This is a genomic window from Streptococcus sp. HMSC073D05 (genome assembly GCF_001812015.1).
GTDB classification, from domain to species: Bacteria; Bacillota; Bacilli; order Lactobacillales; family Streptococcaceae; genus Streptococcus; species Streptococcus parasanguinis_D.
In genome coordinates this window covers 288,532-312,608 of the sequence record NZ_KV807499.1, presented here as the reverse complement: position 1 = coordinate 312,608, position 24,077 = coordinate 288,532, and the positions used below count along the sequence as shown (strand labels likewise).

Annotated in this window: 25 protein-coding genes and 2 pseudogenes; 24 read left to right on the top strand and 3 right to left on the bottom strand. The window is 41.4% G+C overall.

What is annotated here, in order from left to right:
* Positions 1-134 precede the first annotated feature (134 nt).
* The 3 genes from HMPREF2832_RS08980 (at position 135) to HMPREF2832_RS08970 (ending at position 3,260) form a co-directional block, all read left to right on the top strand.
* Positions 135-1,001 carry an Rgg/GadR/MutR family transcriptional regulator gene (locus HMPREF2832_RS08980; RefSeq protein ID WP_045759742.1) on the top strand — a complete coding sequence of 289 codons (867 nt, stop codon included), beginning with the start codon at positions 135-137 and terminating at the stop codon, positions 999-1,001.
* A 214-nt stretch (positions 1,002-1,215) separates the two neighbouring features.
* On the top strand, positions 1,216-2,454 hold the full coding sequence (locus HMPREF2832_RS08975; protein WP_045759741.1) for an MFS transporter: 1,239 nt from the start codon (positions 1,216-1,218) through the stop codon (positions 2,452-2,454).
* 149 nt (positions 2,455-2,603) lie between these two features.
* Positions 2,604-3,260: a CBS domain-containing protein gene (locus tag HMPREF2832_RS08970; RefSeq protein ID WP_003005183.1), complete on the top strand. Its 657-nt coding sequence runs from the start codon at positions 2,604-2,606 to the stop codon at positions 3,258-3,260.
* A 394-nt stretch (positions 3,261-3,654) separates the two neighbouring features.
* Here HMPREF2832_RS08970 and HMPREF2832_RS08965 read toward each other — a convergent pair whose 3' ends face one another.
* Positions 3,655-4,542 (bottom strand): YitT family protein, encoded by an 888-nt coding sequence (locus tag HMPREF2832_RS08965; RefSeq protein ID WP_070506848.1) that lies wholly within the window; start codon positions 4,540-4,542, stop codon positions 3,655-3,657.
* A gap of 149 nt (positions 4,543-4,691) precedes the next feature.
* Between HMPREF2832_RS08965 and tmk the strand changes: the two genes are divergently transcribed.
* The 8 genes from tmk (at position 4,692) to HMPREF2832_RS08925 (ending at position 10,469) form a co-directional block, all read left to right on the top strand.
* Positions 4,692-5,330 carry a dTMP kinase gene (gene tmk / locus HMPREF2832_RS08960; protein ID WP_049472085.1) on the top strand — a complete coding sequence of 213 codons (639 nt, stop codon included), beginning with the start codon at positions 4,692-4,694 and terminating at the stop codon, positions 5,328-5,330.
* The gene (locus HMPREF2832_RS08955) at positions 5,327-6,220 is read left to right on the top strand and encodes a DNA polymerase III subunit delta' (protein ID WP_070506842.1); all 894 of its coding nucleotides are present in this window, start codon (positions 5,327-5,329) and stop codon (positions 6,218-6,220) included. Before tmk ends, HMPREF2832_RS08955 begins: the two co-directional genes overlap by 4 nt.
* Positions 6,221-6,229: 9 nt before the next feature.
* Positions 6,230-6,550: a DNA replication initiation control protein YabA gene (gene yabA / locus HMPREF2832_RS08950; protein ID WP_049497826.1), complete on the top strand. Its 321-nt coding sequence runs from the start codon at positions 6,230-6,232 to the stop codon at positions 6,548-6,550.
* 2 nt (positions 6,551-6,552) lie between these two features.
* On the top strand, positions 6,553-7,410 hold the full coding sequence (gene rsmI / locus HMPREF2832_RS08945; RefSeq protein WP_049497827.1) for a 16S rRNA (cytidine(1402)-2'-O)-methyltransferase: 858 nt from the start codon (positions 6,553-6,555) through the stop codon (positions 7,408-7,410).
* Between the two features lie 17 nt (positions 7,411-7,427).
* Positions 7,428-8,009 carry a GNAT family N-acetyltransferase gene (locus tag HMPREF2832_RS08940; RefSeq protein WP_049516212.1) on the top strand — a complete coding sequence of 194 codons (582 nt, stop codon included), beginning with the start codon at positions 7,428-7,430 and terminating at the stop codon, positions 8,007-8,009.
* On the top strand, positions 7,993-8,484 hold the full coding sequence (locus HMPREF2832_RS08935) for a methylated-DNA--[protein]-cysteine S-methyltransferase (protein ID WP_070506837.1): 492 nt from the start codon (positions 7,993-7,995) through the stop codon (positions 8,482-8,484). Before HMPREF2832_RS08940 ends, HMPREF2832_RS08935 begins: the two co-directional genes overlap by 17 nt.
* A 5-nt stretch (positions 8,485-8,489) precedes the next feature.
* On the top strand, positions 8,490-8,843 hold the full coding sequence (locus tag HMPREF2832_RS08930) for an arsenate reductase family protein (protein WP_003013024.1): 354 nt from the start codon (positions 8,490-8,492) through the stop codon (positions 8,841-8,843).
* An 84-nt stretch (positions 8,844-8,927) separates the two neighbouring features.
* Positions 8,928-10,469 carry an ABC-F family ATP-binding cassette domain-containing protein gene (locus HMPREF2832_RS08925; protein ID WP_070506831.1) on the top strand — a complete coding sequence of 514 codons (1,542 nt, stop codon included), beginning with the start codon at positions 8,928-8,930 and terminating at the stop codon, positions 10,467-10,469.
* A gap of 33 nt (positions 10,470-10,502) precedes the next feature.
* On the opposite strand, the gene HMPREF2832_RS08920 is transcribed toward HMPREF2832_RS08925, so the two are convergent.
* Positions 10,503-11,348 (bottom strand): peptidylprolyl isomerase, encoded by an 846-nt coding sequence (locus HMPREF2832_RS08920; RefSeq protein ID WP_070506826.1) that lies wholly within the window; start codon positions 11,346-11,348, stop codon positions 10,503-10,505.
* A 174-nt stretch (positions 11,349-11,522) separates the two neighbouring features.
* Between HMPREF2832_RS08920 and HMPREF2832_RS08915 the strand changes: the two genes are divergently transcribed.
* From HMPREF2832_RS08915 to HMPREF2832_RS08880, 9 genes and pseudogenes are all read left to right on the top strand, one after another.
* The gene (locus HMPREF2832_RS08915; protein ID WP_070506821.1) at positions 11,523-12,443 is read left to right on the top strand and encodes a DMT family transporter; all 921 of its coding nucleotides are present in this window, start codon (positions 11,523-11,525) and stop codon (positions 12,441-12,443) included.
* A 194-nt stretch (positions 12,444-12,637) separates the two neighbouring features.
* Entirely contained in the window at positions 12,638-13,579 is a 942-nt protein-coding gene (locus tag HMPREF2832_RS08910; protein WP_070506817.1) for a hypothetical protein, read from the top strand.
* Positions 13,580-13,584: 5 nt separating this feature from the next.
* Complete coding sequence (locus tag HMPREF2832_RS08905; RefSeq protein WP_070506812.1) at positions 13,585-14,349, top strand: hypothetical protein; 765 nt, start codon at positions 13,585-13,587, stop codon at positions 14,347-14,349.
* Positions 14,350-14,412: 63 nt separating this feature from the next.
* Positions 14,413-14,916, top strand: coding sequence for a hypothetical protein (locus HMPREF2832_RS08900; protein ID WP_049495986.1), 504 nt, complete (start codon positions 14,413-14,415; stop codon positions 14,914-14,916).
* A 100-nt stretch (positions 14,917-15,016) separates the two neighbouring features.
* The gene (locus HMPREF2832_RS08895) at positions 15,017-15,559 is read left to right on the top strand and encodes a hypothetical protein (RefSeq protein ID WP_049495989.1); all 543 of its coding nucleotides are present in this window, start codon (positions 15,017-15,019) and stop codon (positions 15,557-15,559) included.
* Positions 15,560-15,657: 98 nt separating this feature from the next.
* A pseudogene (locus tag HMPREF2832_RS10610) lies at positions 15,658-16,414 on the top strand (DNA translocase FtsK); the annotation flags it as partial.
* A gap of 149 nt (positions 16,415-16,563) precedes the next feature.
* Positions 16,564-18,018 (top strand): annotated as a pseudogene (locus HMPREF2832_RS10605) (DNA translocase FtsK); the annotation flags it as partial.
* A 66-nt stretch (positions 18,019-18,084) separates the two neighbouring features.
* Positions 18,085-18,471, top strand: coding sequence for an SMU1112c/YaeR family gloxylase I-like metalloprotein (locus tag HMPREF2832_RS08885; RefSeq protein ID WP_049495991.1), 387 nt, complete (start codon positions 18,085-18,087; stop codon positions 18,469-18,471).
* Positions 18,472-18,479: 8 nt separating this feature from the next.
* Complete coding sequence (locus HMPREF2832_RS08880; RefSeq protein ID WP_070506808.1) at positions 18,480-20,798, top strand: HAD-IC family P-type ATPase; 2,319 nt, start codon at positions 18,480-18,482, stop codon at positions 20,796-20,798.
* 38 nt (positions 20,799-20,836) lie between these two features.
* Here HMPREF2832_RS08880 and HMPREF2832_RS08875 read toward each other — a convergent pair whose 3' ends face one another.
* Positions 20,837-21,181, bottom strand: a complete 345-nt coding sequence (locus tag HMPREF2832_RS08875; protein ID WP_049472904.1) for a DUF3397 family protein — start codon at positions 21,179-21,181, stop codon at positions 20,837-20,839.
* Between the two features lie 160 nt (positions 21,182-21,341).
* On the opposite strand from HMPREF2832_RS08875, the gene rplK reads away from it, so the two are divergent.
* From rplK to frr, 4 genes are all read left to right on the top strand, one after another.
* On the top strand, positions 21,342-21,767 hold the full coding sequence (gene rplK, locus HMPREF2832_RS08870) for a 50S ribosomal protein L11 (RefSeq protein ID WP_003005369.1): 426 nt from the start codon (positions 21,342-21,344) through the stop codon (positions 21,765-21,767).
* A gap of 97 nt (positions 21,768-21,864) precedes the next feature.
* Positions 21,865-22,554: a 50S ribosomal protein L1 gene (rplA, locus tag HMPREF2832_RS08865; RefSeq protein WP_003005355.1), complete on the top strand. Its 690-nt coding sequence runs from the start codon at positions 21,865-21,867 to the stop codon at positions 22,552-22,554.
* Between the two features lie 164 nt (positions 22,555-22,718).
* Positions 22,719-23,450 carry a UMP kinase gene (pyrH, locus tag HMPREF2832_RS08860; protein ID WP_003005706.1) on the top strand — a complete coding sequence of 244 codons (732 nt, stop codon included), beginning with the start codon at positions 22,719-22,721 and terminating at the stop codon, positions 23,448-23,450.
* Positions 23,451-23,469: 19 nt separating this feature from the next.
* The gene (gene frr / locus HMPREF2832_RS08855) at positions 23,470-24,027 is read left to right on the top strand and encodes a ribosome recycling factor (RefSeq protein ID WP_003005165.1); all 558 of its coding nucleotides are present in this window, start codon (positions 23,470-23,472) and stop codon (positions 24,025-24,027) included.
* Positions 24,028-24,077: the final 50 nt, after the last annotated feature.

Sequence of the window (24,077 nt, the reverse complement as noted above, 5' to 3'; positions counted from 1 at the left end):
GTCCTGAAGGCCTTTCTTTTTTCATTTGTACTGGCTGAGATTTTTTCTTAGTAAAATAATTTAAAATATATAATTTCCTTTATTAATTTGGTAAAATAAACGTAATTACTAATGACTGAAATGGATAATAAGTTATGCATATAGATCGAAAAATTCAATTGGGTGAATTATATAAGGAACTAAGAATCGCCAGAGGCTTAAAACAAAAGGATGTTGCTAGAAAAGGATTAAGCATAGCACAATTGTCTAAATTTGAGAATGGGCAAACAATGTTAAGTGCTGATAAATTATTAATAGCGATAGAATCAATTCACATGACTTTTGAAGAGTTTGGCCATAAATTAAATAATTATGAATTACCTAAAGATATTATTTTAGGTAAGAAGATATCCACTTTATTTTTGAAACAGGATATTAAAGGATTAGAGTATCTATTAACCGAAGTATTACAGAGTGAAGAGACGGATCAATATCAAAGAATTCAGTCGTTTATTATTGAAAATGCGATTCATTCATTAGATCAAAACTATGAAATAAATATAGAAGATAGAAAAGTATTGGTAGATTATCTATTTTCAATTGAATCTTGGACATGGTTTGAATTATATGTATTTGGAAATACAATGACTTTAATTTCTGATGAAGATTTATTATTTTTTGGAGATCAGCTTGCGGAAAGGACTAAAGATTATAATTTTCTTAAACACAATTTAAGTTCTTTAAAATTAACGTACATAAATTTAATTGGCGAATTAATTTTAAGAAAAATTGATACTCAAGTTCCATTGTTTATACTCGAGCTAGAAAAGCTTCTTTTCCCATATGATATGCTAGAAATCATGTTGTTGAAATTTTTAAAATTAGTAAATGGTTACTTAAAGTCAAAAAATTCTAAAAAGGAAATTAAACAATTTATAGAGTCTCTTCGAGTTGTTGGTGATAGTCAACTGATTAATATTTTAGAGGTAAAATTGGACCAGTTTGGGATACATATAAATTAGGCAAAAGATCAGATGTATGAGATAGGATATTTCATATTTGAAACTCTGTTAAATATTTAAAATTTAGTAGTAAACTATATTTAGATATAACAATTAAATACTTCGATATTTCGTTAATTCATATAAAAGAAAAAGTAATTCTGAAAAACTTAAAAATATTTTTTTATTTGAATGAAGTTATGTATATCAAGTTTCTACTAGAAAGGTATAGCAGATGAAAGTTTTTTTAAGAAATATTTTTTTTAGGAATCTGGTCTTGTCTAGTTTCTTCGATGATTTAGGATCAACTATTTATAATCTTGTTTTTGTAGTTTTTGCAGCAAGTATGGCGAATAGTAAATTGGCGGTTGGTGTAGCAAGTTTTATACAATATATTCCAACGATTTGTGCTCTTTTTATTGCAATGCAGGCTGACAAAACAAAGAATAAGAAATTGTGGTTGCTATTATTAGGATATATACAAGCAGTATTATTTATTATGGTTGCGTTCTTATCGAAAGAAAATTCATGGCTAGTTTTCTCGATTGTATGTTTCATTAACATCCTATCAGATTGTATTGCAGAGTACAGAAGAGGCTTAGTATTACCCATGTTTCAGTCCCACATTCCCGAAGAAGAGCTGATGGAAGCGTACTCTTTTGATCAAGTAATTAGTCAAATAACTTTGATTTCTGGTCAAACTTTGGGAGTTTGGTTACTAACGATTTCTCATAATAATTTCTTCTTTTTAGCTACGATAAATGCTATAAGTTTCTTATTATCATCGATGGTATTGCTTAAAATCCAAAGACAATTGACACATCCAGAAGTTAATTATTCACCAGAAAATGGGTTTATCTCACAACTTAAGAACCTTTACAAAAATAGTAAAAGTATATTTAAATATCAAGAGAAAGTACGTTTTGGTCTAATGATTTTTTCAATTTTAGGATTAAATTCGTTAGGCAGTGCTATTTTAATAATGTACAATCTGAAATTTACAGAAATAACTCCTTTTGGTTTATCTTTTGCTCAGTCGGTATTTTTACTTCAAACAATATTATTTGTTTCAGCCCTAATTGGTGGAATGACCCCTAATGATTATTTTTCTAAACTATCACTTATTAAAATACTTCAAATAGATAGTGGATTATTAATAGTCATAGGAATATGTGGTTGGATAAATGGTTTGGAAATTATTTCCTTTAGTGTGTTGGCATTCATGATGTATCTTAGTAGTAAGGTAAATCCCAAATTAAATAGTCTCTTAATGGCAAAACTTCCACCGGATATTCTTGCACAAACTAGTAGTTTTTTTAAGGTTATATCAGTATTATCAATGCCAATAGCAACTATTTTATTTACAAGTTTATCTATGTGGAACTCTCAGTTTGCCTGGGGTATATTCTTATTATTATCCATTGTGGTATTTGTACTTTCCTTATCTTCTAATAAATCGGTTACTAGTGACTAAGATTAGTTTACAAGATTAAATGTTGCATAAAAAGGTACGTGTGTTTGATTTTTCTAAATTTTGAAAACAAGAGAAAACTGCTGAAAGCGTTTGAAATCATTCTTAAAATCAAGTATAATAAAACTAATAAAAGCATAGGAGAACTTGTTATGGCTGTTAAAGATTTTATGACACGTAAAGTGGTTTACATTAGTCCAGATACTACAATTGCCCACGCGGCAGATTTGATGCGCGAACAAGGTTTGCACCGTTTGCCAGTCATTGAAAACGATAAATTGGTTGGTTTGGTGACAGAAGGTACGATTGCAGAAGCAAGTCCATCTAAAGCAACAAGCTTGTCTATTTTCGAGATGAACTATCTGTTGAACAAGACCAAGGTCAAAGATGTCATGCTTCGCGATGTCATTACCGTCTCTAAATTTGCGAGCTTAGAAGATGCGACCTATCTCATGTATAAGAACAAGGTGGGAATTCTTCCAGTCGTGGACAATGACCAAGTATCCGGTGTCATCACAGACCGTGATATTTTCCGTGCCTTCCTTGAAGTATCCGGTTATGGAGAAGAAGGAGTTCGTGTTCGCTTTGTGACAGAAGATAAGGTTGGAGTTCTAGAACAAATCATTCACTTGATTGTAGAAGAAGGGTATAACATCGCCAATACAGTCAATATCCCAACCAAAGATGATCGTGTGGTTATCGAAGTTCAAATTGATGGGGTGACAGATCTAGAAGGAATCCGTAGTAAATTTGAAGCCAACGGTTTGAAAGTCGATGAAATCACTCGAACAACCGCAAAAGCAATTTAATAAAAAATCAGGCTGGATGACAATCCAGTCTGATTTTTGTATAAAGTAACTTAATAAATTCTGTAAAAATAATTATGATTTTATTAATTATGACGTGTATTCTAAGATTTTCCACCGTGAGAAAATAGCATGAAACAAGTATGTTTCATGCTCTCGGAATTTTTGAGAGTAAAACAGTTTGGGGAACTGTTTTAGCCTGAGCTTAGAAATTAAAAAGCGAAGGGGCTCAAAACTAATTGAATACGGGTCGCGGATTGTATCTTGATTTAGTCATGGAACTTCCTGGATTGCTGAAATCATCCACTGGATAATTTCACCTGACGTCCGTACTCACCTAAGGAAAATCGTAAATAGAAAAACAAAGCTAGATGAGAATCTAGCCTTATTTTTTCTATTAACGGTTAATGGGTTGTTTTTCTTTATCTAAAGTGAAGCCTTCGCCGAGAATTTCATGGGCTTCAGAAATGGTGATGAAGGCGAATGGATCGATCTGATTGATGATGTCTTTCATTTGTTTCATCTCATTCCGTGAAACGACACAGTAGACAATATCCAGGTCCTTACGGCTGTAATAGCCCATCCCGCGGATAAAGGTAATCCCGCGACCCAGATCGTCAGATACCTTTTTGGCAATTTCTTCTGGTTTAGAGGTAACGATAAGGAAGCCTTTTCCAGCAAAACCACCTTCCCCAATCAAGTCGATGACAAGGGTGTCAATCAGGATAAAGAAGAGGGTATACATAGCGGTACGAACATCTTGGAAGACAACAACCACAGTTGTCAGAACAATGGCATCTACAATCAACATGAGTTTCCCCATACTGAGGGAAGTGTATTTGTTAAAGATGCGAGCGAGGATATCTGTTCCTCCCGTGGTTCCTCCAGCATTGAAGATGATCCCTAGCCCCAAACCAAGCACAACCCCTGAGGCAATACAGGCAAGCAGAATATCTCCTTTAAAGGCTTCAAAGATGAAGTGATGGTAGCGGTGACTGAGGGGCATGGCCTCAAAAATTGCCATCCAAGCGGAAACCGAAAAGGTCCCCAGTAAGCTTAGATAAAGAGATTTCTTACCCAGCAGCTTCCAAGCCAGAATGAAAAGAGGGATATTGATCAGTAAGTTCATGATGGATACGGGGACTTTTAAGAGGTAATAGGTGATCAAGGTAATCCCTGTTGCTCCTCCTTCATAGAAGTGAAAGGGAATGACCAAAAAATAGATCCCAAATGAAAAAATGCCGGCCCCCAAGATGATAGCCAGAATATCTTTAAATTTAAACATGATAGGTTGTCTCCTAAAACTTTATAAGATCATTGTAACAAAAAAGTGAAAAAATGAAAATGACTTTGAAAAATTTTCTCTCCTAAAATACAAGATTTTTACCCTTATTTTTGGTAAAATAAAAAGAAGAAAACTAGAAAGAGGATACTATGGTAAACGGTACATTAATTTCATTTGAAGGTCCAGAAGGAGCGGGAAAATCATCGGTCCTAGAAGCCGTTTTGCCTCTACTTGAAGAAAAAGGAATTCCTTTTATTACAACCCGTGAACCAGGCGGTGTAGACATTGCAGAAAAGATCCGCCAAGTCATTTTAGATCCAGACCATACTAGTATGGATGCCAAGACCGAGTTGCTGCTCTATATTGCTAGTCGCCGGCAGCATTTGGTGGAACGTGTCTTACCGGCCCTTGCAGCTGGGAAAATCGTCTTGATGGACCGCTTTATTGATAGCTCGGTCGCTTATCAAGGGTATGGTCGCGGTCTGAGTGTGGAAGATATCGAGTGGCTCAATCAATTCGCGACAGATGGTCTTAAACCAGATCTCACCCTTTACTTTGATCTGGATGTCGAAGAAGGGCTCGCTCGAATTGCCAAAAACCAAGAGCGGGAAGTCAATCGTTTGGATTTGGAAGGATTGGAGCTTCACCAAAAAGTCAGACAAGGTTATTTGGCCTTGTACGAAAAGGAACCAGAGCGCATTGTGAAAATCGATGCCAGTCAATCCTTTGAAGCAGTCTTTGCGGATGTTTTGGCTGTTTTAGAAAATCGCTTGGGGATATTGAAATGAAGCTAGAAGAGATCCAACAGCTCCAGCCAGAATTGGTGGAGCGCTTCACCCAGATCTTAGAACACAAACAGCTCAGTCATGCTTATCTCTTTACGGGTTCTTTTGCCAGTTTTGAGATGGCCCTCTTGCTAGCTCAAAGTCAATTTTGCGAAGATTTGCAGGGAGTCTGGCCTTGTGGCAAATGCCGTTCCTGCCGCTTGATTGCCGAAGAAGAATTCTCAGACGTAAAGATCGTGCGTCCAGTCAACCAGATCATTAAGACTGACCGCATTCGCTCGCTGGTTCAAGATTTTTCTCAATCAGGATTTGAAGGCAGTCGGCAGGTCTTTATCGTCCAAGATGCGGATAAGATGCATACCAATGCGGCCAACTCTCTCTTAAAAGTCATGGAAGAACCCCAGAGTGAGATCTATCTCTTCTTGTTGACATCCGATGAAAACTTGATCTTACCGACCATCAAAAGTCGGGCCCAGCAGGTCCATTTTCCTAAAAAGCAAGCCTACCTAACCGAACTGCTAGAAAAAGAAGGCTTGATTAAATCACAGGCAAATTTAGTAGCTCGTTTTAGTTTTAGTCTCGAAGAAGCAGAGCAACAAAAAAAGAATGCTACGTTTTTTGAACTGGCCAAAATTTGTGATCAGTTCATCGAACGTTGTCAATCCAATTTGAATCGTGCCTATTTGGAAGTGACCCGCTTAGTGAGCCTAGCAGATGATAAGGAAAAACAAAGCCAGGCCTTTCGTTTGATGGAGTTGGCTTTAGAAGAGCAGTTGCGCTTGAACAGATCCCAGCAGCTACTGGGAAAATTGAGTCTTGCTCGCAGGATGTGGAAGGCCAATGTTTCTTTTCAAAATGCTCTAGAATATATGGTTTTGAGCTTAGAAAGTTAAGGAGTCAGAATGAATAAAAAAGAATTATTTGATGCTTTAGACGGCTTTTCTCAGAATTTGTTGGTCACCTTGGCTGAAGTCGAAGCCATCAAGAAAAATTTGAAACAAGTCATCGAAGAAAATACAGCTCTTCGCTTAGAAAATGATAAATTGAGAGAGCGTTTGGGGGAAGTTGAGAAGACCTCCTCCACAAAGTCACAACACCATGGCCGTGAAAATTTGCAACGAATTTACAATGATGGTTTTCATATTTGTACTTATTCCTACGGCCAACGCCGTGAGAACGATGAAGAGTGTATGTTTTGTGACGAGTTGTTATTTAGGGAGTAAGCATGCAGATCCAACGAAGTTTTAAAGGGGAAAAGAAAACAGGGGTCCTCTACCTGGTTCCAACACCGATCGGCAATCGTGAAGATATGAGTTACCGCATGGTCCAGACCTTAAAGGATGTGGACTTGATCGCAGCTGAGGATACCAGAAATACAGGCCTCTTGCTCAAGCATTTTGAGATTAGGACTCCCCAGACTAGTTTTCATGAGCATAATGCCCAGGAGAAAATTCCAGATCTGATCGCTCATCTAGAATCTGGAAAAGATTTGGCGCAGGTCTCAGATGCAGGACTCCCAAGTATCTCTGATCCTGGTCATGATTTGGTTAAGGCAGCGATTGAACGCGAGATTCCTGTCGTAGCTGTTCCTGGTCCAAGTGCAGGGATTACTGGCTTGATTGCCAGTGGCCTAGCCCCTCAACCTCATATTTTTTATGGATTTCTACCTCGCAAAGAGGGGCAACAAAAGGCCTTTTTCCAAGAAAAAGTGGCCTATCCGGAGACCCAGATCTTTTATGAGTCGCCCCATCGGGTGAAGGCGACCTTAGAGAATATGTTGGCTGTCTATGGGGATCGTCCGGTTGTCTTGGTTCGTGAATTGACCAAGATCTACGAAGAATATACTCGTGGCAGTATTTCTGAGTTAGTCGCATTTCTGGAAGAAAATCCCCTCAAAGGGGAGTGCCTCTTGATCGTCGAAGGAGCCAAAGAAGAAGAGTTAGACTTAGAAGAGGTTGACTTGATCCAAGAGATCGATACCTTGGTCCAAGAGGGCATGAAGAAGAATCAAGCAATCAAACAGGTCGCCAAACAATACGGCCTGCAAAAGAGTGAGCTTTATGCTCGTTACCATCAAGAGTAGGAAAGGTTGGAAGCAGGATGGAAATTAGAATGGCTTATCCAAATGAGATCCAGCGAATTATGGAAATCATCCAAGATGCTAAGGAAAGCCTGGCTCAAAGACAGGTCGATCAGTGGCAGGATGGTTATCCAGATGAAGAGATCATTTTTGAGGATATTCTAGAAAGTCGCGGCTATGTTGCCGTTGAAGATCAGGAAATCGTCGCCTATGCTGCCGTCCACAAGGGAAATGAAGCAGCCTATAATGAGATTTACGATGGCAAGTGGGAGCATGACAACTATATGTATGTCACTTTTCACCGAGTCGCTGTAGCCAAAGAAGCTGCTGGCAAAGGGGTAGCTCAGACCTTCCTTCAAGGTTTAATCGAAGGGGAAAAAGGGCCTGATTTCCGTTGCGATACGCATCCGGATAATCTGGTCATGCAACATTTGCTTGAAAAATTAGGCTACCATTATTGTGGAAAGGTCCCAATTGATGGCGTCCGTCTGGCTTATCAAAAGATCAAACGAAAAGCAGAAACCAGTTTGTTCCAAGTGGTCTCAGAAGAGGACCGCTGGGACCAAAGAGCAGAGGCGGCCTACAATGACACTCTATCTTAAACAATTCTATGAGAGCCCTATGGGCCTTCTTTCGATCATTGTCAGTAAGGAAGGCCTTGTAGAGCTTGATTTTTACGACCCGAAAGAGGATGCGCCCGATCCTTTTGGGGCGCTGGAGCAGATCCATCCCTACCATGAGAAGGTGAAGGAGTGGTTGGACCACTATTTTGCGGGAGATCCAATCGCTATCAGTTTTCCACTAGCACCGCAAGGGACAGCTTTTCAAGAGCGGGTGTGGCAGTTATTGCAAGAGATCCCATACGGTGAGACCAAGACCTATGGCCAGCTGGCTCAGGATCTTTCTTGTGGTTCTGCTCAGGCCGTGGGACAAGCAGTTGGGTGCAATCCCTTGACAATTCTAGTCCCTTGTCACCGCGTGATGGGAAAAAATGGAGAATTGACAGGCTATGCGTCTGGACTCGATCGCAAAGGCTGGCTCTTACAACACGAAGGAATTACCTGGAAGGAGAAATGAAATCGATGTATACCTTTATTGAATACCCAAAATGTTCGACTTGTCGAAAGGCTAAATCAGAATTGGACGGTCTCCAATGTGAGTTTCAGAGCCAAAATATTGTAACCGAAACACCGACTAGTCAAGAATTACAGGACTGGATGGCAGCGTCTGGCCTACCGATCAAGTCTTTCTTCAATACTAGCGGGATGAAATACCGTGAACTCGGTTTGAAAGATAAGGTGGATCAACTGACAGTGAAAGAAGCAGCGGATCTCCTTGCTTCAGACGGTATGCTGATCAAACGGCCTCTGCTTGTCAAAGACGGAAAAGTGGTTCAAGTGGGCTACCGGAAACCATACGCAGACTTAGGTTTGTAAAAGAAAAGGGGGTTGGACTCCCTTTTCATTTTGAGTTGAAGATGATATAATCATACGAGTGAAATCAATGAAAGAGAGTCAAGCATGAGTATTTTAGAAGTGAAAAATTTGAGTCACGGTTTTGGGGACCGTGCGATTTTTGAGGATGTGTCCTTCCGTTTGTTAAAGGGAGAGCATATCGGTCTGGTCGGGGCCAATGGTGAAGGAAAATCGACCTTCATGAGTATCGTGACCGGTAAGATGCAGCCAGACGAAGGAAAGGTCGAGTGGTCTAAGTATGTGACTGCTGGTTACCTGGACCAACACGCTGTCCTAAAAGAAGGACAAACGGTGCGCGATGTCTTGCGGACAGCTTTTGACGAGTTGTTCACAGCAGAAGCTCGGATCAATGACCTCTATATGGCCATGGCAGAAGACGGAGCTGATGTCGATGCTCTCATGGAAGAGGTCGGAGAACTTCAAGAGCGTCTAGAAAGTCGTGATTTTTATACCTTGGATGCCAAAATCGATGAAGTGGCGCGTGCTCTTGGGGTCATGGATTTTGGGATGGAGACGGATGTGACCTCCTTGTCAGGTGGGCAACGGACCAAGGTCCTCTTGGCCAAACTCCTCCTTGAAAAACCTGATATCTTGCTATTAGATGAGCCGACCAACTACTTGGATGCAGAGCACATCGATTGGCTCAAGCGCTATTTGCAAAATTATGAAAATGCCTTTGTCCTCATTTCCCATGATATTCCATTCTTGAACGATGTGATTAATATCGTCTACCATGTGGAAAATCAGCAGTTAACCCGCTATTCTGGAGACTACTACCAATTCCTTGAAGTCTATGAAATGAAGAAGTCGCAATTAGAAGCGGCTTATGAGCGTCAGCAAAAAGAAATTGCTGATTTGAAAGATTTCGTAGCCCGCAATAAGGCGCGTGTGGCTACTCGGAATATGGCCATGTCTCGTCAGAAGAAGCTGGATAAGATGGAACTTATTGAGCTGCAAAGTGAGAAACCAAAACCCTCCTTTGAATTCAAAAATGCCCGCACTCCGGGACGCTTTATCTTCCAGTCTAAGGATCTCCAGATTGGGTATGATCGCCCTCTGACCAAGCCTTTGAACCTAACGTTTGAGCGCAATCAAAAGGTAGCCATCATCGGGGCCAACGGGATCGGGAAAACCACTCTCTTGAAGAGCTTGCTGGGAATCATTCCACCGATCGCTGGAGAAGTAGAACGTGGAGATTACCTAGAGCTTGGCTACTTCGAGCAAGAGGTCGAAGGAGGCAATCGTCAGACGCCGCTTGAAGCAGTCTGGAATGCCTTTCCGGCTCTCAACCAAGCAGAGGTCCGTGCAGCCCTTGCCCGCTGTGGGTTGACGACCAAGCATATCGAGAGCCAAATTCAGGTACTATCCGGTGGGGAGCAAGCCAAAGTACGCTTCTGTCTCCTCATGAATCGTGAAAACAATGTCTTGGTACTAGACGAACCAACCAACCACTTGGATGTGGATGCCAAAGATGAATTGAAACGGGCCCTGAAAGAATACAAGGGATCGATTCTCATGGTTTGCCACGAGCCAGACTTCTATGAAGGCTGGATGGACCAAATCTGGGACTTTAATGAATTGACGTAAAGACAAAAAGAGAACCGCATGGTTCTCTTTTCATTATTTCTTGAAATTGTAGTCTTTTAAGATCTCGATTTTTTCAATCTTGATATCTGTTTTTGGTTTGTCCTTATCATCGGTTTCGGCAGAGGCGATTTTATCCACCACATCCATGCCATCGATCACTTGGCCAAAGACAGTGTAGTTACCACCATCGAGGGTTGGATTTCCACCATTTTTATAAGCATCGATGATCTTAGCCGGGAAGCGGTCAGTTGGGAGTTTACTTGAAATATCATCCTTATTTTGGTTGATATAGAATTGACTACCATTGGTATTTGGACCAGAATTGGCCATGGCAAGGGCTCCACGAAGGTTGTAAAGGTATGGAGAATACTCATTCTCAAAACCAGTACCTGAATCTTTGGATTTGTCTTTACCCTTCCAGATAGATTCGCCACCCGTACCGTCTCCTTTAGGATCCCCAGTTTGGATCATAAAGTTGTTAATGACACGGTGGAAAAGTAAGCCATTGTAGTAGCCTTCTTTTGCATGGGTCAAGAAGTTTTCAACTGCAAGGGGCGCATATTTAGGGAAGAGCTTCACAGTGATGTCGCCTTCAGTTGTTGTGATTTTAACCTCTGCTTCGTCTTCAGCCACATCAGTTGAGAGTTGTGGGAAGACGGCATTTTCATTGGTCATGGCATCGTTAAAATCTTTGCGCAGTTGTTCTAATTTCTTTTGTTCTTGTTCAATTTTCTTTTGATCTTTTTCACTAGAGCTAGAAGTTGCTGTCTGCTCTGTCTTTTCTTTGCTTGAGCTTGAAGAGTTAGCGTCAGTCTTATTAGACGAACAAGCTGTCAAAGCCAAGCCGGAAAATAATAGTAGTGCGATTAATTTTTTCATATTCTTCCTTTCCAACATAGTTGTCTTTCTCTATTGTACCTTAATTTTGCGATACTTTCAAATCTGGATAAAATTTAAGGCGAAAACACTATTCTGAAAATTTGCAGAAAATAGATGAAAGTAATTCCGAATTCCTGTATAATAGGATGACTACAGGAGAACGATCATCAAAAAATGAAATCATCACATTTTGCGAGAGCCCTTTGGTTTGGTATCCTAGGTGCTCTCTTTTTTGCATTTACCTTTATTTTTAATCGAAGTATGAACCTGGCAGCTGGTTCCTGGATGTGGAGTGCTAGTTTACGCTACCTTTTTAGTTTGCCCATAATGGCTGTTTTAGTTTGGCAGAAAGGCGAGTTGAAGGGTGTCTTGTCAGCAATTGCACGAGCCCTGTGGACTTGGTTGCTCTGGAGTACGGTCGGCTTTGGTCTCTTTTATGCGCCTTTATCGATGGCTTCTATCTATGGAGAATCATGGTTTGTTGCTGCGACCTGGCAGATTACGATTTTAGCTGGTCTCCTTCTGACCCCACTTTTTGGCCAAAAGATTCCAAGAAAACAGTTAGGAATGACTTTACTGATTTTGTTAGGAATCGTATTGATTCAAATTCCATATTTTGGACGAGGTCTCGGAGAAGGCGTGGTGCGAGCTAGTATCTTAATTTTGATCGCAGCTTTTTCCTATCCATTGGGAAATCGCAAGATGCTGGCTCATTGTAAAGAAGAACAATTATCAACGACCCAACGGGTCTTTGGGATGACCTTAATGAGTGTTCCTTTTTGGTTGCTCTTATCCGTCTTTGCAGGAGTAGATGCAGGCTTGCCATCAGGTGGACAAATGCTCCAATCCTTGATCGTAGCTGTATTTTCCGGAGTCATCGCGACCATGCTCTTCTTTGAAGCAACCAACTTGGTGAAACACAACCATCAGCAGTTAGCTGTTGTTGAAGCTACCCAGGCTGGCGAGGTCCTCTTCACCCTATTTGGAGGCTGTCTCTTTCTGGGAGATCAGATCCCAACCCCACTAGGATTTTTAGGGGTCTTCATTGTGATCATCGGTATAGTAGGAAATAGTCTGCTGACTTCTTCAGAATAGATAGTGGTAGAAAAGTAGAACTTAAAAGATGATATTGCGGTTCAGTCTATCAATGCCAACACCCACGAGGGTGTTTTCTTTTTGGACTAAATCACTAATTAAGAAGGAAGTTGCGTATAGATGGAAAATTCGGTATGATGGGAGATAAGTTGTTTTGTTTAAGAAAGAAACGATAGGTTTCATAGAGGAAAAGAATGAAAAAATGTTTAAAGAGTAAGATGGCAGTGGTGCTATTAAGTTTGCTACTTATTTTAGGGTGTGTTTTCGTGTTGGTATATCCAAAATCGAATCAGCACAAGAAAACTGAATCTGCTTCAAAATATGTAGAATCAGGGAATATTAAGGATGTTTCATACTGGGGCGATAATAAGGAGTATATTTTAGCTAAGGATTTCTATTTTGTAGGGAATCGTTATTTGGTCAGTTTTAATTATAATGAAACACAAGATAATAACAATTTACAGAAAGAGAACACTGGATTTCGATATTATGATATAAGTAGAGATATGGCAGAAACGAAAGTTAATTTCATAAAAGATATTCGAAAAAAATTTCCAAAAGCTTACTCGAAAAATTTCGATGTGATAAATAATAAAGGTCAAAGTCTTGTATGGTTACGCTATTATGAGTCAAAGGATTCAGAAAAATCATATGAATTATTTTATGATTTGGATCATCATAAATTTATTGATCCCGAAAATATAGATACAGAAGTGACAACTATTGACGCAATCCTTACTTCCTATACTAATTTAGGTGGTTTGGTAGTGAAAAAATCAGGGTATCGTATTGGGTCAAGAATAGAGCTTAATGGGTATAGAGATAAAAATAGCGTAAATCTAAATATTTTTAAAGAACATCCTGAATTGAAAGAAAAGCTTTCAAAGGAAGGTTATACTTTATATCCACGTCAAGACTCTATTTCTAATGCGGAGTATTTTGATCAACTACTTCACTGGTTTGCTCCTACCGGTCAAGATAGAATTACTGGAGTAAAGATAGATGCTTACTACTCAAAAGATGGTCAAGAGCATGAAATCCATTCCTATGAAGAGTTTAAACAATATATAATGGAAAAGGTGGCGAATTTCAGGACTGAATCTAGCCACATTGAAAACAGGAATAGAAAAGAGTGATTTGTATGAATTATGGTCAAATGCGCAAAAACTATAGACTCTATATTAGATCTGCTGGCTTGTTGGCAATGCTTCTGATTATTTGTATAGGATTAGTGGTCAGAGATACTCTTCTTCAGACTGTTGGAGTCTCATTGGTTCTTGCAGGCTTGTTTTTATTTATCCACTTGCTCAAGAAAAGCTACACCAACAAGTGCAACACCTTGCTCCATGTAGACTTAGATTTAGCTTTTTGGCAGCAATACCTTCAGTTGAACAAGAATGTGAAAAAAGCTATTTCACAGATAGATATTAAGCTGACATCGGTTGCCTATTCTTTTATGATGGGAGATTTTGACACTGTCATAAAAGAAGCTAGGGAAGCACTTAGTCAGACGGATTATCCGCAGAAATATAAAAACTTTTTTGAAAGTTATCTCATGCGATCAACTGTCCTGACAGATCCTGATTTGTCTAGAGGAGAACTGGAGGGTCGGTTGAATGAATTGACTATCACAGACCCGACACTGGCTGAGAAAACAAGAAAGGTCTGTCTTGCCCTTTATGATTTAACCATTGCGCATCAAAGCAATGACTATTTCGAAGATTTAAGCAATGATTTCAAGTACCAGCAGTTGGAAATTATCTACTACCAAGCCTTGAATGCTACTCTTAAAGGTGATCAGCACAGAGCCAATGATCTCTTTCGCAAGTTAGTCTCAGAAGATGAGTCGCTCTATATCGTTCGAAAGGCGCAACAATACTTGAAGGATGAGGACAGGTATCTGTAAATCCTCCAATCGAAATTGAGATAAATTGAAAGAGCCTGAAAAAACACAAGGAGTTGTTAAAAAATGGATAAGAATTTTAACGAGATGTCGTTTGATGAATTGAAATGTTACCGCAGAGAAGGTCTATGGAGATCTTTGGGCTTATTACTGGTCATTATTTTAGTGATTGTGGGAATGGTCTTGATGGAAGTGAACCATGTTTCTACGTCCAATCAGAATCGTTTTCGGGTGATTGGTTTGACAACGGTCATTGCGCTCTTTGGCTACCTGATGCCTCTGATGGCAGCTAATCGCGTGATGCGAGACCATCCGGATTGGATTAAGAAATCAGGTTTCGGAGCAAAAATTCCCTTGCCTATGGCTTGGCATTTCAAAAGACTTTGCGTCCTTGGAGCGAGTCTACTGGTGATTGGAGTAGGATTTGTCTCACTATACAAACCACAAGTTCCGCAGACAAATTTACAAGATCAAATAGATATCATTCAAATGGATCATGACTTGGAAAGAGAGCAAAAATTCGACCAAGTTCTAGATACCATCACTCCAGATGATAAAAAATCTGAATAAGATCCATTTTACATTAGGCACCTGTCATCAGGAATCTTTCTTGATCGACAGGTTCTTTTTATTTTGTTATGATACAATCAATGATAGATAGGAGAGACTTATGACGACTATTTCAGATGTAATGGAAAAATTTTACGCTGATCACGAGGTGAAACCTTATATTTCACCTGAGAGAGATTTGGAAGCTTGGTTGTTGGATCCAAAGCCTGTTTCCAAAAGAAATATGGAGCTCCTTCACGATGATTTGCTTGCTGGAGATATCATTCTTTTGTGGCGGATCCATTTTGGAACCTTTACGACAGAGACTTGGTTTCCCAAGTATTTTGAATACACCTATGGGATTCATGCTTCAGAACACCTGAAGGCTTTGGTGGACAAGGGCTATGCTTTTATTGAATCCGCTTTTGATTCATTGGACCATATCAATGCGACCATGAAAAAAGCCATTCTCAAAAAGAAGGGAGTCGTGGGTCTGTCCAAGATGAAAGCAGAGGATTTGAATCAAACTTTGGCTGACCATTTTACGGAAGAAGAGTTGGAGCAACAGTTCGCGATTCGAGGCTATCAGTTAACGGACAAAGGAAAGCAAGCGCTGAAAGACTATCAAGCCACCATTGACCGCCACCCCAAGAAAAACATCTAAAACAGTGCCTACTCGGTGCTGTTTTTTACTTTATACTGCAAAATTGAGGAAATGATTTTACTAGAGAACTGGCTTGGAATTGTGATATAATAAAAGTTATGGCAAACAATAATCAATCAAAAAAAACACGGTCGACGAGACGACTGCCCAAAGCAGAATTAGAAAGAAAAAAAGCAATTCATCGCATGATTGTGACCATTCTGATTAGTCTGGTTTTAGTTTTTGCGGCCTTGAAATTGGGAGCAGTAGGGGTCTTGGCCTACAACTTGATCCGACTCTTTGTTGGGAGTTTGGCTTATTTGGCTATTTTAGCGACCTTTTTCTACCTCTACGCCTTTAAATGGCTGGACAAACACGAAGGAGTTATTTCAGGATTTCTAAGCTTCTTTGCTGGGCTTCTCTTGATGTTTCAGGCCTTCTTTGTATCCTCCCTTCATTTAGACAATAATGGAATCAAGGTCACCTTTTCAAGAATCATGGCAGACCTGATTCATCTGCGGGTGGAGAGCTTTGCTGGTGGTGGTATGATCGGTGCCTTTCTTTATGCTCCGATTTCCTTCCTGTTTTCAAATATTGGCTCTTATTTTATTGGCCTTCTCTTTATCGGATTGGGGATCCTCTTGATGAGTCCTTACTCCATCTATGATTTGTTTGAAAAGGGGTCGCAAGCCTTCCACGCTTCTATGGAAAAACGCAAAGAACGTCGCGAGCAGAAATTCCTTGAAAAGGAAGCGAGAGCTGCTGAGGAAGCTGCGGCAGCTGAAAGAGAGCAAGAAGAAGCAAGTGCAGTTCTTCCAACTCCCCTTTCAATGGAAGGGCATCCTGTAGACCCTGAAACGGGAGAGGTGTTGGCGGAGGAGCCGTTCACAGAGTCCTTCCCAGAAGCCGAAATTGTCGCACCAACAACACCAGAGATCTACCTGCCAGATGAAGAATGGCCTGAAGAGCCTGAAGCATACGAAGAGTTTCCGGAAGCCGAAGAATTCGAGGATGATGGGGAAGAAGTTCAAGTGGATTTCACACCTAAGGAACTCCTCCAGTACAAGCTTCCAACCATTGATCTCTTCGCACCTGATAAGCCGAAAAACCAATCCAAAGAGAAAAACATCGTTCGCCAGAACATTCGTATTTTGGAAGAAACCTTTGCAAGCTTCAATATCAAGGCGACAGTGGAGCGGGCAGAAATCGGTCCTTCTGTCACTAAGTATGAGGTCAAGCCAGCTGTCGGTGTGCGGGTCAACCGCATCTCCAATCTAGCAGATGATTTGGCCTTGGCACTAGCAGCCAAGGATGTGCGGATTGAAGCACCGATTCCAGGGAAGTCTCTGGTCGGGATTGAAGTGCCCAACTCAGAGATTGCGACTGTTTCCTTCCGTGAATTGTGGGAGCAGTCCAAAACAGACCCAGCTAAACTCCTTGAGATTCCTCTTGGGAAGGCTGTAGATGGCTCGGCACGAACCTTTGATTTGGCTCGGATGCCCCACCTCTTGGTAGCGGGTTCTACTGGATCTGGTAAGTCAGTAGCGGTCAATGGGATTATTTCGAGTATCTTGATGAAGGCCCGTCCGGACGAAGTCAAGTTTATGATGGTCGATCCTAAGATGGTGGAGCTTTCTGTCTACAATGATATTCCTCACCTTTTGATCCCAGTGGTGACCAACCCACGCAAGGCCAGTCGAGCCCTGCAGAAGGTCGTTGATGAGATGGAAAATCGCTATGAGCTCTTCTCGAAAGTGGGTGCTCGTAATATTGCTGGCTTTAATGCCAAGGTAGCTGAGTACAATGTCCAGTCTGAGATGAAGCAAGTGCCACTTCCTTTGATCGTGGTCATTGTCGACGAGTTGGCAGACTTGATGATGGTCGCAAGTAAAGAAGTGGAAGATGCTATTATTCGACTTGGACAGAAGGCGCGTGCAGCGGGGATCCACATGATCCTTGCGACTCAGCGACCATCGGTTGACGTTATCTCAGGTTTGATCAAGGCTAATGTGCCTTCCCGTGTCGCTTTTGCGGTATCATCTGGAACCGACTCACGGACCATCTTGGATGAAAATGGAGCAGAGAAATTGCTCGGTCGCGGAGACATGCTCTTTAAACCGATTGATGAAAATCATCCAATCCGTTTACAAGGATCCTTTATCTCAGACGACGATGTGGAGCGGATTGTCAATTTTGTCAAAGAGCAGGCAGAAGCCGATTATGATGATGCCTTTGATCCAGGAGAAGTATCCGAGTCAGACTTTGATGGAGGTATGGGTGGCTCAGACGAAGGTGATCCTCTCTTTGAAGAGGCCAAAGCGCTCGTCATCGAGACCCAAAAAGCCAGTGCTTCGATGATCCAGCGCCGCTTATCGGTTGGTTTTAACCGTGCGACTCGCCTCATGGAAGAGTTGGAAGCAGCGGGTGTGATTGGACCAGCTGAAGGGACCAAGCCTCGAAAAGTATTGCAACAATCATAAGGATAGGGAAAAAGGGCATATGCCCCACTCCCTTTTCTTTTTATAGAAAATAGAAAGTAGGACCAGATGAAGTTAGACACGATTCATCATATTGCCATCATTGGACGTGATCGCGACGCTATGTTGCATTTTTATGTGGACCAGTTGGAATTTGCGATTGTCAGTGAGTATGACCGTCCTGAACGCGGAGATATCTTGATCAATCTCCGCCAGGAGGAGCTGACTTTAGAACTCTTTATCAAACCGACGGCCCCAGAACGGCCTAAGCTTCCCTTGCCCGAGCATACGGGACTGCGTCATCTGGCCTTTAAAGTGGACGATGTAGAGACCTATCTAGCTAGATTGGATCAGCTAGGTATTGAGAATACAGGCCTTCGCTATGATGATTTTGATGGCAAGAAGATGGCATTTTTCTTCGATCCAGAAGGATTGCCCTTAGAAATACATGAGTGAGGAAAGCAATGGTTAGATTAGAAGGACTCAGTCAGGAAGAAGTAGCGAAAAAGATCCAAGAGGGCAAGCAAAATAAGGTCACGATTAAGACAGAAAAAAGTATTGGGCAGATCATTCGAGACAATGTCTTTACCTACTTTAATCTGATTTTCCTGGTCTTAGCGGTCTTACTTGTTGCAGTGAAGTCTTGGAACAATCTCTTATTTGTCCCGGTCGTCGTGGTCAACTCCTTGGTAGGAATTGTGCAGGAAGTACGCTCTAGACGGATCTTGCGTCAGATGCAATTTCTACACATGAGTGAGGCGATCGTTCTTCGTGAAGGAAAAGAAGTCACTCTACCTATCGACCAGCTGGTGGAGGGAGATCTAGTTCGTTTTCAAGCTGGAGACCAGATCTATGCGGATGGGGTCTTGCTGGAGGGCGATCTAAAAGTCGATGAGTCGCAATTGACAGGTGAAGCTGATGAGGTCAAAAAAGGAGCACAAGATGCGCTCATGTCAGGTAGTTTTGTGATCGCTGGTCAAGGACTAGCGCGATTGGAAAAAGTTGGGAACGACTCCTACATCAACCAATTGAGCCTGGAAGCCAAGCAGGTCAAGTCTCATGAGGAGTCCGATATGGTCCATGCGGTCAACCGAATCGTGGGGATCATTGGTCTCCTTATCATTCCGCTAGGTTCGCTCCTTTTTCTTCGCAGCTATATCAGCTTAGGTGATAGCCTCAAGATCAGTGTGACTTCAACAGTCGGGGCCTTGATCGGGATGATTCCGGAAGGCTTGTATCTCTTGATGACCTTGGCGCTGGCTCTGGGTGCTGTCAGATTGGCCAAGGAAAAGGTCCTGCTCAATAGCATGAAGGGGATTGAGACCTTATCGCGCGTGGATGTCCTTTGTGTCGATAAGACAGGGACTATTACAGAGCCGGGTATGGAAGTAACAGAGATTCGTCCAGTTAAAGACGCTCAAGACTTGGAAGCTCTAGCTCAGTATGTAGGAGCTAGTATGGATCAAAACGATACCATGGATGCCATCCGAAAATTTCACAAGACTCCAGTCAGTCAGCCTTGGAAGGCTCTTGAAATACAGCCCTTTACGTCTAAGAAAAAGTATGGGGCCATTGCCTTTGAATCTGGGATCTATGTATTGGGGGCTCCAGAATTTGTCTTACGAGAGGGCTTCTCTGAGCTTGAACAAGAGATAGCTCCTGCTACTCAGGCAGGGAATCGGGTCTTGGCCTTTGGGAAATATAAGGGAGAACACCTGGGAGAGACTTTAGAAGCTCCTGTAGACTTGGTAGCCTGGATTATTCTCTCCAATCCTTTGAGAAAAAATGCCAAAGAAACCTTCGCCTACTTTAAACAACAAGGAGTGACCATTAAGGTTATCTCAGGGGACAACCCTGCTACAGTCTCAGCTATTGCACAAAAAGCAGGCATTAAAGGAGCAGAAGATATAATCGATGCCAGAACCTTACTGACGGAAGAAGATTTGCACCAAGCGGCGAGCCAATATACGGTCTTTGGTCGGGTGACACCAGAGCAAAAGAAAAGCCTTGTAGAAGGCTTGCAGGCAAAGGGGCATAAAGTCGCCATGACCGGAGATGGCGTCAACGATATTCTGGCCCTCAAAACAGCGGATTGTAGTATTGCGATGGAATCTGGAAATGATGCGACCAAAAAGATGGCGCAAGTGGTCTTGCTAGATTCTGACTTTGGGAAGATGCCGTCCATCGTGGCAGAAGGTCGGCGGGTGGTCAATAATATTCAACGATCAGCCAGTCTCTTTTTGATCAAGAATATCTTTTCTATTTTGTTAGCCATCTCAGTGACGCTCTTGGCCTTTACCTATCCCATCATGCCGTCGCAGATGTCTTTGATCAGTGGTTTTACAATTGGGATCCCAGGATTCTTCCTAGCGCTTGAGCCCAATAGCGAGCGCATCAAAGGGCGCTTTATCGAAACAGTCTTTAAAAATGCGCTACCTGCTGCCTTGACGGATTTTATACTGATCTTCAGTCTGGTATTGCTCTCTTCAACATTTGGCATGAGGTCAGAAGAACTCTCGAGTGCAGCCATCTGCTTGATGGCCTTTGTTGGATTTACCATCATCTACCAAGAATCCCAGCCTCTCAATCACTACAAGAGACTGGTTCTTCTAGGAAATATCCTAGCCTTCCTGGTTTCAAGTAGTATCCTAGGTAGATTCTTTAACATGAGCCCCTTGAGACTTCAAACGCTGCTTATCTGCGCCATCATGGCAGCTCTAGCTCTCATCTTGATTCAAGTCTTCAAGAAGTTGGTGGGCAAGTTCTTTCATCGGAAGAAATAAAAAAAAGACAACTCTAAAGATAGAGTTGTCTTTTGGTATTAGATAAACAAACTAGCGGTTAGGATCAGATAGAGCAAGAAGGTAACCAGAAACCCAGCGCGCCAGAAGTATTTGATAAATTTCGGATAATAAAAACTCTTTTTCTTTTTTAAGAAATAAACCGTTAGTCCCAAGGCCAAAAGCGAAAGGCTCAAGGCTAATAGTGGTAAGAGGCTGTGGTAAAAAGCGCTGTCTGAGATCAGGTAGTACTCCAAGGCAAATAAAGGAAAGGCAATATCGGTGGATCGCCATCCTCTTTTTTGGAGTTTAAAGAGGTGAACAATGATGCCGCTCAGAATCAGCGTTAAAAAAATAAATAATACAGAAGCAACTTTGATTAACATAGCTTCATTCTATCATAAAACGAAAAAAAAGTTTACTATATTTTAATTTTTTCTTGCAAAAAAAGAGAAATCGTGTATAATAGAAAGGTATGCACAAAGCATACTTGTGGGAGGTAAAAATCTGTAATTACCGCCAAAACCACAAAGGAGGATTTAAGAAATGGCTAAAAAAGTCGAAAAACTTGTAAAATTGCAAATCCCTGCTGGTAAAGCTACTCCAGCTCCACCGGTTGGTCCAGCGCTTGGTCAAGCAGGTATCAACATCATGGGATTCACTAAAGAGTTTAACGCTCGTACAGCTGATCAAGCTGGTATGATCATCCCAGTTGTTATCACTGTTTATGAAGACAAATCATTCGATTTCGTTACAAAAACACCACCAGCTGCTGTTCTTTTGAAAAAAGCTGCAGGTGTTGAAAAAGGTTCAGGTACACCGAACAAAACGAAAGTTGCAACTGTAACTCGTGCACAAGTACAACAAATCGCTGAAACTAAGATGCCAGATTTGAACGCTGCAAACATTGAGTCTGCAATGCGTATGATCGAAGGTACTGCTCGTTCTATGGGATTCACTGTTACTGACTAATTGTAACAATCCTATTTGCCCGCAATACACTTGATCAAATGACGAGTGACGTGGGAGATGAAAATCGATATGACCACATTACAAGGAGAAAGATAAAATGGCTAAAAAAAGCAAACAACTTCGTGCTGCTCTTGAAAAAATCGACAGCACAAAAGTCTACAGCGTAGAAGAAGCTGTAGCTCTTGCAAAAGAAACTAACTTTGCAAAATTTGACGCAACTGTAGAAGTTGCTTACAACTTGAACATCGACGTGAAAAAAGCTGACCAACAAATCCGTGGTGCAATGGTATTGCCAAACGGAACTGGTAAAACAGCTCGCGTACTTGTATTTGCACGTGGTGCAAAAGCTGAAGAAGCAAAAGCTGCTGGTGCAGACTTCGTAGGTGAAGATGACCTTGTTGCGAAAATCAACGATGGTTGGTTGGACTTCGACGTTGTTATCGCTACACCTGACATGATGGCTCTTGTTGGACGTCTTGGACGTGTCCTTGGACCACGTAACTTGATGCCAAACCCTAAAACTGGTACAGTAACAATGGATGTTGCGAAAGCAGTTGAAGAGTCTAAAGGTGGTAAAATCACTTACCGTGCTGATAAAGCAGGTATCGTTCAAGCGATCATCGGTAAAGTTTCATTCGATGATACTAAATTGGTTGAAAACTTTAAAGCTTTCAACGACACAATCCAAAAAGCAAAACCAGCTACAGCTAAAGGTACTTACGTAACTAGCTTGACTTTGACTACAACTCAAGGTCCTGGTATCAAAGTGGATGTTAACTCACTTTAATTGAAATGAAAAGCTGCCTTCGGGTAGCTTTTTTTTGTACTCCATTTTTATTTGCTACAGTTGGTAAAACTAATCGGATGGAAAAAAGAAAATTTTGATGGATATGACTATATAAAAAACGTAATTTATGGTAAAATAATACAGATCAAAAAAGGAGAGAGAAAATGGTAGAACCTAAGTATAAACGTATCTTAATCAAGCTATCTGGTGAGGCTCTTGCTGGCGAACGTGGTGTCGGAATCGATATCAAAACTGTCCAAAATATGGCCCAAGAAATCAAGGAAGTTCATGAACTTGGAATTGAAATTGCCTTGGTGATTGGAGGGGGAAACCTTTGGCGTGGAGAACCTGCTGCTGAAGCAGGGATGGATCGTGTTCAAGCAGACTACACAGGTATGCTTGGTACTGTCATGAACGCTCTTGTGATGGCTGATTCGCTTCAACAAGTTGGCGTGGATACCCGTGTTCAAACAGCGATTGCCATGCAACAAGTCGCAGAACCTTATATCCGTGGTCGTGCCCTTCGTCACCTTGAAAAAGATCGGATCGTGATCTTTGGTGCAGGGATCGGTTCTCCTTACTTCTCAACAGATACGACAGCAGCCCTTCGTGCAGCTGAGATTGAAGCAGATGCCATTCTCATGGCCAAAAATGGGGTCGATGGTGTTTACAATGCCGATCCGAAAAAAGATGCTTCAGCTGTGAAATTTGAGGAATTGACTCACCGCGATGTGATCAACAAAGGTCTTCGCATCATGGACTCAACAGCCTCTACTCTCTCCATGGACAACGACATTGACTTGGTTGTCTTTAATATGAATGAACCAGGCAATATCAAACGCGTTGTCTTTGGTGAAAATATCGGTACAACCGTATCAAATAACGTAGAAAAATAATAGAAAATAGAGGAAGATTATGGCAAACCCAATCGTAGAAAAAGCAAAAGAAAGAATGACTCAGTCTCACCAAAGTTTGGGACGTGAATTTGGTAGCATCCGTGCTGGACGTGCAAACGCAAGTCTTTTGGATCGTATTTTCGTAGAATACTACGGAGTAGAGACACCATTGAACCAATTGGCATCTATCACCATTCCAGAAGCGCGTGTCTTGTTGATCACTCCATTTGATAAATCATCTTTGAAAGACATCGAGCACAGCATCAATGCTTCTGACCTTGGCATCACTCCAGCCAACGATGGATCTGTTATCCGCTTGGTTATCCCAGCTTTGACAGAAGAAACTCGTCGTGACTTGGCAAAAGAAGTGAAAAAAGTGGGTGAAAATGCTAAAGTAGCGATCCGTAACATCCGTCGTGATGCTATGGATGAAGCGAAGAAACAAGAAAAAGCAAAAGAAATCACAGAAGATGAATTGAAAGGTCTTGAAAAAGAGATCCAAAAAGTTACGGATGATGCTGTCAAACATGTGGATGAAATGACAGCGCACAAAGAAAAAGAATTGATGGAAGTTTAATCCATCCCAACCATTACAGGAAAGAAAGACTCAGTTGGCACTGCTGGCTG

Coding starts and splice junctions, on each gene's coding strand:
- HMPREF2832_RS08980 (WP_045759742.1), top strand. CDS start 135: ATGCATATAGATCGAAAAATTCAATTGGGTGAATTATATAAGGAACTA.
- HMPREF2832_RS08975 (WP_045759741.1), top strand. CDS start 1,216: ATGAAAGTTTTTTTAAGAAATATTTTTTTTAGGAATCTGGTCTTGTCT.
- HMPREF2832_RS08970 (WP_003005183.1), top strand. CDS start 2,604: ATGGCTGTTAAAGATTTTATGACACGTAAAGTGGTTTACATTAGTCCA.
- HMPREF2832_RS08965 (WP_070506848.1), bottom strand. CDS start 4,542: ATGTTTAAATTTAAAGATATTCTGGCTATCATCTTGGGGGCCGGCATT.
- tmk (WP_049472085.1), top strand. CDS start 4,692: ATGGTAAACGGTACATTAATTTCATTTGAAGGTCCAGAAGGAGCGGGA.
- HMPREF2832_RS08955 (WP_070506842.1), top strand. CDS start 5,327: ATGAAGCTAGAAGAGATCCAACAGCTCCAGCCAGAATTGGTGGAGCGC.
- yabA (WP_049497826.1), top strand. CDS start 6,230: ATGAATAAAAAAGAATTATTTGATGCTTTAGACGGCTTTTCTCAGAAT.
- rsmI (WP_049497827.1), top strand. CDS start 6,553: ATGCAGATCCAACGAAGTTTTAAAGGGGAAAAGAAAACAGGGGTCCTC.
- HMPREF2832_RS08940 (WP_049516212.1), top strand. CDS start 7,428: ATGGAAATTAGAATGGCTTATCCAAATGAGATCCAGCGAATTATGGAA.
- HMPREF2832_RS08935 (WP_070506837.1), top strand. CDS start 7,993: ATGACACTCTATCTTAAACAATTCTATGAGAGCCCTATGGGCCTTCTT.
- HMPREF2832_RS08930 (WP_003013024.1), top strand. CDS start 8,490: ATGTATACCTTTATTGAATACCCAAAATGTTCGACTTGTCGAAAGGCT.
- HMPREF2832_RS08925 (WP_070506831.1), top strand. CDS start 8,928: ATGAGTATTTTAGAAGTGAAAAATTTGAGTCACGGTTTTGGGGACCGT.
- HMPREF2832_RS08920 (WP_070506826.1), bottom strand. CDS start 11,348: ATGAAAAAATTAATCGCACTACTATTATTTTCCGGCTTGGCTTTGACA.
- HMPREF2832_RS08915 (WP_070506821.1), top strand. CDS start 11,523: ATGAAATCATCACATTTTGCGAGAGCCCTTTGGTTTGGTATCCTAGGT.
- HMPREF2832_RS08910 (WP_070506817.1), top strand. CDS start 12,638: ATGAAAAAATGTTTAAAGAGTAAGATGGCAGTGGTGCTATTAAGTTTG.
- HMPREF2832_RS08905 (WP_070506812.1), top strand. CDS start 13,585: ATGAATTATGGTCAAATGCGCAAAAACTATAGACTCTATATTAGATCT.
- HMPREF2832_RS08900 (WP_049495986.1), top strand. CDS start 14,413: ATGGATAAGAATTTTAACGAGATGTCGTTTGATGAATTGAAATGTTAC.
- HMPREF2832_RS08895 (WP_049495989.1), top strand. CDS start 15,017: ATGACGACTATTTCAGATGTAATGGAAAAATTTTACGCTGATCACGAG.
- HMPREF2832_RS08885 (WP_049495991.1), top strand. CDS start 18,085: ATGAAGTTAGACACGATTCATCATATTGCCATCATTGGACGTGATCGC.
- HMPREF2832_RS08880 (WP_070506808.1), top strand. CDS start 18,480: ATGGTTAGATTAGAAGGACTCAGTCAGGAAGAAGTAGCGAAAAAGATC.
- HMPREF2832_RS08875 (WP_049472904.1), bottom strand. CDS start 21,181: ATGTTAATCAAAGTTGCTTCTGTATTATTTATTTTTTTAACGCTGATT.
- rplK (WP_003005369.1), top strand. CDS start 21,342: ATGGCTAAAAAAGTCGAAAAACTTGTAAAATTGCAAATCCCTGCTGGT.
- rplA (WP_003005355.1), top strand. CDS start 21,865: ATGGCTAAAAAAAGCAAACAACTTCGTGCTGCTCTTGAAAAAATCGAC.
- pyrH (WP_003005706.1), top strand. CDS start 22,719: ATGGTAGAACCTAAGTATAAACGTATCTTAATCAAGCTATCTGGTGAG.
- frr (WP_003005165.1), top strand. CDS start 23,470: ATGGCAAACCCAATCGTAGAAAAAGCAAAAGAAAGAATGACTCAGTCT.